General features: G+C 63.4%; 8 protein-coding genes. 6 read left to right on the top strand and 2 right to left on the bottom strand.

The features are described from left to right. Positions 1-76 precede the first annotated feature (76 nt). Both cysC and cysD read right to left on the bottom strand, forming a co-directional pair. Positions 77-2,002: an adenylyl-sulfate kinase gene (gene cysC, locus NWI01_RS10625; protein WP_141383817.1), complete on the bottom strand. Its 1,926-nt coding sequence runs from the start codon at positions 2,000-2,002 to the stop codon at positions 77-79. A gap of 34 nt (positions 2,003-2,036) precedes the next feature. After that, complete coding sequence (gene cysD, locus NWI01_RS10620) at positions 2,037-2,843, bottom strand: sulfate adenylyltransferase subunit CysD (RefSeq protein WP_141383816.1); 807 nt, start codon at positions 2,841-2,843, stop codon at positions 2,037-2,039. Positions 2,844-3,107: 264 nt separating this feature from the next. Between cysD and cysG the strand changes: the two genes are divergently transcribed. The 6 genes from cysG (at position 3,108) to NWI01_RS10590 (ending at position 9,215) form a co-directional block, all read left to right on the top strand. Next, positions 3,108-4,538 (top strand): siroheme synthase CysG, encoded by a 1,431-nt coding sequence (cysG, locus tag NWI01_RS10615; protein WP_141383815.1) that lies wholly within the window; start codon positions 3,108-3,110, stop codon positions 4,536-4,538. Continuing rightward, entirely contained in the window at positions 4,535-5,299 is a 765-nt protein-coding gene (locus NWI01_RS10610; protein ID WP_244613717.1) for a phosphoadenylyl-sulfate reductase, read from the top strand. The genes cysG and NWI01_RS10610 overlap by 4 nt, the downstream gene beginning before the upstream one ends. Positions 5,300-5,438: 139 nt before the next feature. Then, positions 5,439-6,428, top strand: a complete 990-nt coding sequence (locus NWI01_RS10605; RefSeq protein WP_141383814.1) for a sulfate ABC transporter substrate-binding protein — start codon at positions 5,439-5,441, stop codon at positions 6,426-6,428. Positions 6,429-6,509: 81 nt separating this feature from the next. After that, positions 6,510-7,295, top strand: a complete 786-nt coding sequence (cysT, locus tag NWI01_RS10600; RefSeq protein ID WP_244613718.1) for a sulfate ABC transporter permease subunit CysT — start codon at positions 6,510-6,512, stop codon at positions 7,293-7,295. Between the two features lie 11 nt (positions 7,296-7,306). After that, a complete protein-coding gene (cysW, locus tag NWI01_RS10595) occupies positions 7,307-8,176 on the top strand; it encodes a sulfate ABC transporter permease subunit CysW (protein ID WP_141383812.1) in 870 nt (289 codons plus the stop codon). Further along, positions 8,166-9,215 carry a sulfate/molybdate ABC transporter ATP-binding protein gene (locus NWI01_RS10590; protein WP_141383811.1) on the top strand — a complete coding sequence of 350 codons (1,050 nt, stop codon included), beginning with the start codon at positions 8,166-8,168 and terminating at the stop codon, positions 9,213-9,215. Before cysW ends, NWI01_RS10590 begins: the two co-directional genes overlap by 11 nt. Positions 9,216-9,242 lie beyond the last annotated feature (27 nt).

Raw genomic sequence — 9,242 nt, 5'->3', positions numbered from 1 at the left:
AAGGTTCGAGGCAGGCCAAACCACCGCCGCGTAAGGTTCGCAGCGGTGGGGCGGTCGGCCTCTGTGGCCGCAAGGCTCAGATATTGGCGGCGATGTCCGTCACTTCGTCGAACAGAACACCGGTTCTGATCAGCATCCGCTCGATCTCCTCAGTGGCATCGCTGACCGTGCAGGACGAGGTATCGATCGTCAGTTCCACCGACTCCGGGGGCTGATAGTCGTTTCCGATGCCGGTGAAGCCGTGCAGGACGCCCGCGCGCGCCTTCGCATAGTGTCCCTTCGGATCACGGTGTTCGCAAACGTCGGCCGGCGTCGCGATATAGATCTCGCGGAAGGTGTCGTCGGCGATGCGCCGCGCCGCGGCGCGATCCTCACGTGACGGGGAGACCGCGGCGACGATCGCGACGTGACCATTGCGTGCGAGATGCGTGGCGATTTCCGCGAGCCGGCGGATGTTCTCGGCACGGTCCTCCGGCGAGAAACCGAGGTCGCCGTTCAGTCCGGCGCGCAGCGTGTCGCCGTCGAGCAGGATCGGCGAGCCGCCGTCGCTGAACAGTTTTCGCTCCAGCGCGCGGGCCAGCGTTGATTTGCCGGAGCCCGGCAAGCCCGTCAGCCAGACCACGGCGCCGTTGTGGCGATAGCGGGCGGACCGCTCCTCGAGCCGGAGCGCCGATTCCACCGGCACGATGTCGACCGGAATCGCGCGCTGTCCCGCATCGACGCTGAGCACGAGCCCGCCGCCGGCGATACGGCCATTGACCTCGATGACGAGGCGGCCGGTGCGGGGATTGTCGACATAGGGGTCGGCCGCAAGCGGCTGCGACAGCGAGATGTCGATTTCACCGACGTGATTGCGCGCGATCGCCTTGGCCTCGGCGCTTGAAAGTTCGCCCGGATCAACAGCTTTCTCGATGGCGACGACAACGGCCCGCGTTTCCTTGTTGCCAAGCCGCAGCAGGATGGACGCGCCGGCCGCGAGCGGTTGCTCGTGCAGCCAGAAGATGCGCGCCCGAATCCTTCGGGTGTCGCGCGGGGCCGATCCGACATGAGCAATGACATCCCCGCGCTCGACGAACAGTTCGCGATCGAGCGTGATGCCGACCGAGCGGCCGGCGCCTTGCGCGCCCGTCGGACTGGAAGGCCAGCCTTCGACGCTGCGAATCTTTGCAATCTTTCCGGCTGGCATGATGACGATCTCGTCGCCCGCGGACAGGCCGCCCGACTCGATACGCCCGGCCACGATCCGGCGATCATCGAACTTGTAGATCGCCTGAACGGGCAGGCGCAGCGCCAGTTCGTCGAGCGGTCGCGCCGGTTGCAGCGCATCGATGGCTTCGACGACAACGGGACCGTCGTACCAGTCGATCTTCGGGGTTCGTTCGGCGACGCCGTCGCCGTCGCGCGCCGAGATCGGGATGACGGCTGTCGGCGCGAGGCCGAGACCGGTCAGGTGCGCGGTAATTTCGTCCCGGATGGCGCCGAAGCGTTCGGCACTGAAATCGACCCGGTCCATCTTGTTGACGACCACGGCGACCTGTTTGACGCCGAGCAGGTGCAGCAGGTAGCCGTGCCGCCGCGTCTGGTCGCGCACGCCTTCCAGCGCGTCGATGATGAGCACGGCGCCGTCGGCCTGCGCCGCGCCGGTGATCATGTTACGCAGGAACTCGGCATGGCCCGGCGCGTCGATCAGCACCACGTCGCGCGAGCGCGTACGGAAGCGGATCTGCGTGGTGTCGATGGTGATGCCCTGATCGCGCTCGGTTTGCAGGGCGTCCAGCAGGAATGACCACTCGAACGGCATGCCGCGCCGGGCGCTGACCGCTTTCAGCATCTCGAGTTTGCCGTCAGGCAGGCTGCCGGTCTCGTGCAGCAGCCGCCCGACCAGCGTCGACTTGCCATGATCGACGTGGCCGACGATGACGATGCTGACCTGGGGGCGGGTCGTGCCGTTGGGCGTCGCGAGGGCGGCGTTCGACGCGAGGTTGGATGCGATCACGTTCATGGGAAAAGCGCTCGTTCGATTCAGACGATTCGGATCAGAGATAGCCGGCGACGCGAAGCCGTTCGAAAGCGTCCTCGGTCTCATGGTCGAGCGCGCGTCCGGCGCGTTCGGGAATCTTGGTGCCTTCGAGTTCGATCAGGATCTCGTCGATGGTTGACGCGGTTGAAGGAACGGGAAAGGTGATGTCGGCGTCGCCGAGCGAACGATAGCGTTTGCCATCCTTCGCCAGATAGAGCGGAATGATCGGGATGTTCTCACGCTTGGTGTAGGCCCAGATATCCGCCTCGGTCCAGTGCAGGATCGGATGGATGCGCAAGTGAGCGCCGGGAGGCGGCGAGGCGTTGAACTGGTCCCAGAATTCGGGAGGCTGGTCGCGTACATCCCATCCGCCCTCAAGGCCGCGCGGCGAAAACACCCGTTCCTTGGCGCGGGTCGCTTCCTCGTCGCGGCGGATGCCGGCGATCAGCCCGTCGAAGCCATATTTGTTCAAGGCGAGTTTCAACCCCTCGGTCTTGCGCGCCGCGGAGCGCGCCGCGGGCGGCAGGGTCGGATCGATCGCTTCGACCGGCGGGCAGTAATCAACCTTGAGGTCGAGGCCCCACTCCTTGGAGTAGTGATCGCGGAACGCGTACATCTCGGGGAATTTCTTTTGAGTGTCCACGTGCAGCGCCGGGAACGGCACGCGGCCGAAGAAGGCCTTGCGCGCCAGCCAGATCATCACGTTGGAATCCTTGCCCAGCGACCACAGCAGCGCGAGCTTTTTCAAGCGGGCAAACGCTTCCCGGAAAATATAGATGCTTTGCGCTTCAAGCGCATCGAGGTGGTCCATTCCAGGCTGCATGGCCTGCTCCTTAACTTCGTTCGCGTCGTTCACAGTCGACAGCCATGCCGCTGGCGGTGGAGAGTCCAGCGGCAGCCAGGATTACGGATGTCGGGGTTGAGAAGATGTATCTCCCCGGGCAGTCTTTCGCAGTAAGAAATTCTATACTTTGGTCTCTAGATAGAAGAAATAATTTTCTATTCTGTGACCTTGTCAGATACATAAATAGAAAATAATTTCAGTCAACCCTGCTCATGGGTATAGAAAACGCTAGATGAACGCCACATGAAATTCCTCCCGATCTTTCTCGATACCAGTCGCGGCCCGATCCTTCTCGTCGGGGCGGGCGACCCGGTTCGGGCCAGATTGCGCCTGTTGCTTGCGGCGGAAGCGCGGGTGCGCTGGCACGCGACCGACGGCGACTTCGCGGTTCCCGGTCTTGACGCGGCTGCGGCTTCGCGGATCGAGCGAGAGGAATCCGATGCGCGAAACGCGGATCTTGGCGGCATCGTCGCGGTGTTCTGCGCGGGCGCTGGAGCGATCGGTGAGAGCGTCGCGGCGCGCGCGCTCACGGCCGGTGTGCCTGTCAATGTGATGGATGATCCCGCGCGTTCCAGCTTCATCGTCCCTGCGATCGTCGATCGCGGCGACGTGGTGGCGGCGATCGGCACCGGCGGCGCGTCGCCCGTGGTGGCGCGGCGTGTTCGCGAACGCATCGAAGCGGTCCTGCCGGCGCGAATTGGCGACCTCGCGGCCATGATCGGGCGCTGGCGCAAAACGATTCATGACCACATTCCAGACCTTCCGCTGCGTCGTCGCTTCTGGGAGCGCGTGATCGACGGTCCGATCGGCGAGGCGGTTCTCGCCGGCCGCGCCGATGAGGCCGAAGGCTCGCTGAAGTCGATCGCCGATCCGTCCGCTTATGCGGGCGCATCTGTTCCGGGTGATGTCGAAGGATGCGTCACGCTGGTTGGCGCGGGGCCGGGCGATCCGGATCTACTCACCGTCAAGGCGCTGCGGGCGCTGCAGGACGCCGACATCGTATTCTATGACGAGCTGATCACGCCGGAGATCCTCGATCGCGCCCGCCGCGACGCGGTGCGCGTACCGGTGGGCCGCCGCGTCGGCAAGCCCGGCATCGGGCAGGACGCCATCAACCGGCTGCTGATCGATGCCGCCAGATCCGGTCGGCGCGCCGTCCGCCTCAAGGGCGGCGATCCCTTCATTTTCGGCCGCGGCGGCGAAGAGGCGGAGGCGCTGCGAGAGGCCGGTGTCCGCTGTTCGGTCATTCCGGGAATTACGGCCGGGCTTGGCGCGGCCGCGGAATCCGGGGTGCCGCTCACCTACCGCCATGAAGCGCTGCGCGTCACCTTCCTGACCGCGCACAAGGCTCACGACGCTTCGAACGTCGACTGGTCGACGCTGACCGATCGCAAGATGACCGTCGTGGTCTATATGGGAATCACGGCGGCGCCGGCGATCCGCAGCGGGCTGCTGGCGGCCGGGCGCTCGCCGGAGACCCCGGTCGGCGTGTTCGCCCGCGCCACCCGTCCCGATGCCAAAACTGTCGTCGGCATACTGGATCATCTTCCGGCGCTGGTTCGCGACGTCGAGGGCGGCCCCGCCATCCTTGTGATCGGCGACGTGGTGTCGCACTCCGCGCGATGGCGCAACACGAACTCCTTCCTCCAGACACTTCAGATGGCCGCAGAATGACATCTCCGCTCGAAGAAAACAGCGTCGTCCCTGGCAGGGCGGCGCAATCTGCCGTGGCGGCAGAGACCCCTGCATGGCCTGCTGCGGCCGCCCTGAACGAGTCCTTGCGCGACGCTTCCCCTGCGGAGGTGATCAGTGCGGCGCTGCGCGCGGTCGGTCGCGACAGGCTGGCGCTGGTCTCGTCATTCGGCACCGAGTCGGCGGCGCTGCTCAAGGTGATGGCGGATGTCGATCCGGCCATTCCGGTCATCTTCCTCGATACCGGATGGCTGTTCGAGGAGACGCTGGCCTATCGCGACACGTTGATCGCCGCGCTCGGCCTGAAAGATGTTCGCTCCATTCCACCGTCCGAGGACGCGTTGAAACGGGAGGATCCCGATCGGGAGTTGTGGTTTTCCGATCCCGATTCCTGTTGCCGGATACGGAAAGTGGAGCCGCTTACGCGCGCGCTTCAGCCGTTCGATGCATGGATCAACGGTCGCAAGCGGTTTCAGGGTGGGCTGCGCGCCGACCTCCCGATGGTCGAGGATGACGGGGCTCGGCTCAAGTTCAATCCCTTCGCGAACGCCTCGCGCGAGGATATCGAGGCGATCTATGCGTCGGCGAAGCTGCCGCCGCATCCGTTGGTGGCGTCCGGTTTCCGCTCCGTCGGATGCATGCCGTGCACCAGCCGCGGACAGGCCGGCGAGGATGCGCGAGCCGGCCGCTGGCGCGGCAGAGCCAAGACGGAATGCGGCATTCACACGATGAAGATTTCGTAGGGGAATGACTCTGCGCCGCCGCAAACATTGAAACGCCGTTCCGTTGACTTAAGCATGTCCTTTGACGAGGTTCATTCATGGGCTTTCGTGGGCTTTGGCGCTGACGGTCGTCGCTCGAGCGGACCTTATGGAGATTGGAATGCTTCGTCGAATCTTAACGGTTTTTGCCGGATTGATCTGGGCCGGTTCTGCCTACGCGGCCGATGTGTCGTTGCTGAATGTCTCCTACGATCCGACTCGAGAGCTGTATGTTGATTTCAACAGGGCCTTTGCGGCGCATTATCAGAAAGAAACCGGCAAGAGCATCGAGATCAGGCAGTCTCACGGCGGCTCCGGAAAGCAGGCGCGCTCGGTGATCGACGGTCTGCAGGCCGACGTGGTGACCCTCGCGCTCGCCTATGACATCGATGCGGCGGCGGATCACGGTCTGCTGGCGAAGGACTGGCAGGCGCGGTTGCCGGAGAACTCATCTCCCTATACGTCAACGATCGTCTTCCTGGTGCGTACGGGCAATCCCAAAGGCATCAAGGATTGGGACGATCTGGTCAGGCCCGGCGTCAACGTCATTACGCCGAATCCAAAAACCTCCGGCGGCGCGCGCTGGAATTATCTCGCGGCATGGGGTTATGCGCTGAAGAAGTGGGGCGGCGAAGATAAAGCGAGGCAGTTCGTCGCCGATATATACAGCCACGTCCCCGTGCTCGACACCGGTGCGCGCGGCTCCACCGTCACCTTCGTCGAGCGCGGCGTCGGCGACGTGCTGCTCGCGTGGGAGAACGAAGCCTTTCTGGCGCTCAAGGAGTTTGGAAAAGACAAGTTCGAGATCGTGGCCCCCTCGATCTCCATTCTCGCGGAGCCGCCGGTTGCTGTCGTCGACAAAGTGGTGGACAAGAAAGGAACGCGCGCCGCCGCCGAGGCGTATCTGAAATATTGGTATACGGAGGAAGCGCAGGATATCGCCGCGCGAAACTATTACCGGCCGACCAATCCGGGACTCATCAAGAAATATGTCGATGCGTTCCCCAAGGTCGAACTGTTCAGGATCGACGAGGTATTTGGCGGCTGGACCAAGGCGCAGAAGATGCATTTCAGCGAGGGCGGCATCTTCGATCAGATCTACAAGGACTGATTTAACTTCAACGGGGCGGAGCGGGACGACGTGAAAGGAGGATCGGGACGACGACGGACTTTGCCGGGATTCGGCCTCACCATGGGGCTGACGTTGACCTGGCTTTCGATCATTGTCCTGATCCCTCTTGCCGGATTGTTTCTCAAGTCATTTGAACTGAACTTCGCTCAGTTCGTGGACATCATCACCAGCCGCCGAACGCTGAACGCGCTGAAGATCTCATTCGGGCTCGCGTTTCTTGCCGCGCTGGTCAATCTGGTGATGGGCAGCATCATCGTCTGGGCGCTGGTGCGCTACCGGTTCCCCGGCCGTCGCATCTTCGATGCCATCGTCGACGTGCCTTTCGCATTGCCGACAGCGGTGGCCGGCATTGCCCTGACGACGCTGTTCGCGCAGAACGGCTGGCTTGGCGCGCCGCTGGCTGAACTCGGCATCAAGGTGTCGTATACGCCGCTCGGCATTTTTCTCGCGATGGTGTTTATCGGGATTCCCTTCGTGGTGCGCACGGTACAGCCGGTGCTGATCGATCTCGATCCTGAGATCGAGGAAGCTGCCGCCAGCCTCGGCGCCAGCCGGTGGCAGACAGTGTGGCGGGTCGTTCTGCCAAGCCTTTTCCCGGCGCTGCTCACGGGCTTCGCGCTCGCATTCGCGCGCGCTGTCGGAGAGTATGGCTCAGTGATTTTCATCGCCGGCAACCTGCCGAATGTGTCGGAGATCGCGCCGCTGCTGATCGTGATCCGCCTGTCGGAATTCCGTTATGCCGATGCGACCGCGATCGCCGTGGTCATGCTTCTGGTGTCCTTCCTGGTGATCTTCGTCATCAATCGCTTGCAGCGCTGGGCGCGGGCGCAAGAGCAGGCGTATTAGAGGTGACGCTGATGTCCGAAGCCGCTTTCGCGATTTCGCGCGACCGCAATGATGCCCGCTCCGAGCCGCGCTGGGTGCGCGCATTGCTGATCGGCCTTTGCATCCTGTTTCTCACGGTGTTCATCGTGTTGCCGCTGACGATCGTGTTCGCGGAGGCGTTGGCCAAGGGCGGACAGGTGTATCTCGCGGCGCTTGCCGAACCGGAAGCGGTGTCGGCGATCAAGCTGACGCTGACGGTCGCGGCGATTTCAGTCGGTCTCAATCTGGTGTTCGGTTTGATTGCCGCATGGGCCGTCGCCAAGTTCGAGTTTCCCGGAAAAACGCTGCTCATCACCCTGATCGACCTGCCGTTCTCGGTCAGCCCGGTCGTTTCCGGCCTGGTGTTCGTGTTGTTGTTCGGAGGGCAGGGTTTTCTCGGGCCTTGGCTGCAGGATCACGACATCCAGATTCTGTTTGCGCTGCCCGGCATTGCGCTGGCGACGACGTTCGTGACCTTTCCCTTTGTGTCGCGGGCGCTGATTCCGCTGATGCAGGAGCAGGGGACGGCGGAAGAAGAAGCCGCGCTGTCGCTCGGCGCTTCCGGATTGCAGACCTTCTTTCGGGTCACGCTTCCGAATATCAAATGGGGCCTGCTCTATGGCGTGCTGCTTTGCAACGCGCGCGCGATGGGCGAGTTCGGTGCGGTCTCCGTGGTTTCCGGTCACATCCGGGGTGAAACCAACACGATGCCGCTACTGGTTGAAATCCTGTACAACGAGTATCAGTTTGTGGCGGCGTTCGCGGTGGCATCGTTATTGGCGTTGCTCGCATTGATCACGCTGATTGCGAAAACGATTCTCGAAGGGCAACTCGACGAGGGGCGGCAGACGCGTGAGCATTGAGCTGAAAAATATCGTCAAGAGGTTTGGCGCGTTCTCCGCGCTTAACAACGTTGACCTGACGATCGGGGATGGCGAACTGCTGGCGCTGCTGGGTCCGTCGGGCTCGGGCAAGACGACGCTATTGCGGATTATCGCCGGGCTCGACTGGCCGGACAGTGGCTCGGTGTCATTCGACGGCGAGAACGCGCTGGCGCGCGGGGCAGGTGAGCGGCAGGTCGGCTTCGTATTTCAGCACTACGCCCTGTTCCGCCATATGACGGTCTTCGAGAACGTCGCGTTCGGACTGCGGGTGCAGCCGCGCGCCATACGCAAGGACGAAGCCAGCATCCGCGCGCGGGTCAAGGAACTGCTCGATCTGGTGCAGCTCGACTGGCTCGCCGATCGCTATCCGAGTCAGCTTTCCGGCGGCCAGCGTCAACGCATCGCGCTTGCCCGGGCGCTGGCGACCGAGCCCCGCATCCTGCTGCTGGACGAGCCGTTCGGGGCGCTCGATGCCAAGGTGCGGAAGGAGTTGCGTCGCTGGCTGCGCTCGCTGCACGAGGAAATCCATGTCACTTCTGTGTTCGTGACTCACGATCAGGAGGAGGCGCTCGAAGTCGCAAACCGCGTGGTGGTGATGGACAAGGGCAGGATCGAGCAGATCGGCAAGCCGGGTGATGTGTATGACAGTCCGGCGACAGCGTTCGTCCATGGCTTTATCGGCGAGTCCATTGTTCTGCCGGTCGATATCCAGGATGGCGTGATCCGGCTCGGCGGCACGCCGCTGAATATTGCCGCGGAATGCGGTGCGTCGGGGCCGTCGAAGCTGTTCGTGCGCCGCCACGATATGCAGATCAGCCCGCCGGGCTGGGGTGGCCTCGAAGGCACCGTGCGGCGGGTGCGGAGCTTCGGTCCGATCCAGCGCGCCGACATCGCGTTGTCCGACGGTCAGGGTGAAACGATCATTGAGATCGATGCGCCGCGTGACCGCGAGCTTCGCGATGGCGAGGTCGTCGGATTGCAGCCCCGGCGCTATCGCATTTTCGCCGACCGCACCTAGAGCATGATCCGATCAAGTTGAATCGGA

Source organism: Nitrobacter winogradskyi, from assembly GCF_006539545.1.
Taxonomy (GTDB): domain Bacteria; phylum Pseudomonadota; class Alphaproteobacteria; order Rhizobiales; family Xanthobacteraceae; genus Nitrobacter; species Nitrobacter winogradskyi_A.
This window is presented reverse-complemented; position numbering and strand designations above follow the sequence as displayed.

Bases quoted from the DNA above. Each gene is read 5' to 3' on its own strand.
- cysC (WP_141383817.1), bottom strand. From the start codon at position 2,002: ATGAACGTGATCGCATCCAACCTCGCGTCGAACGCCGCCCTCGCGACG.
- cysD (WP_141383816.1), bottom strand. From the start codon at position 2,843: ATGCAGCCTGGAATGGACCACCTCGATGCGCTTGAAGCGCAAAGCATC.
- cysG (WP_141383815.1), top strand. From the start codon at position 3,108: ATGAAATTCCTCCCGATCTTTCTCGATACCAGTCGCGGCCCGATCCTT.
- NWI01_RS10610 (WP_244613717.1), top strand. From the start codon at position 4,535: ATGACATCTCCGCTCGAAGAAAACAGCGTCGTCCCTGGCAGGGCGGCG.
- NWI01_RS10605 (WP_141383814.1), top strand. From the start codon at position 5,439: ATGCTTCGTCGAATCTTAACGGTTTTTGCCGGATTGATCTGGGCCGGT.
- cysT (WP_244613718.1), top strand. From the start codon at position 6,510: ATGGGGCTGACGTTGACCTGGCTTTCGATCATTGTCCTGATCCCTCTT.
- cysW (WP_141383812.1), top strand. From the start codon at position 7,307: ATGTCCGAAGCCGCTTTCGCGATTTCGCGCGACCGCAATGATGCCCGC.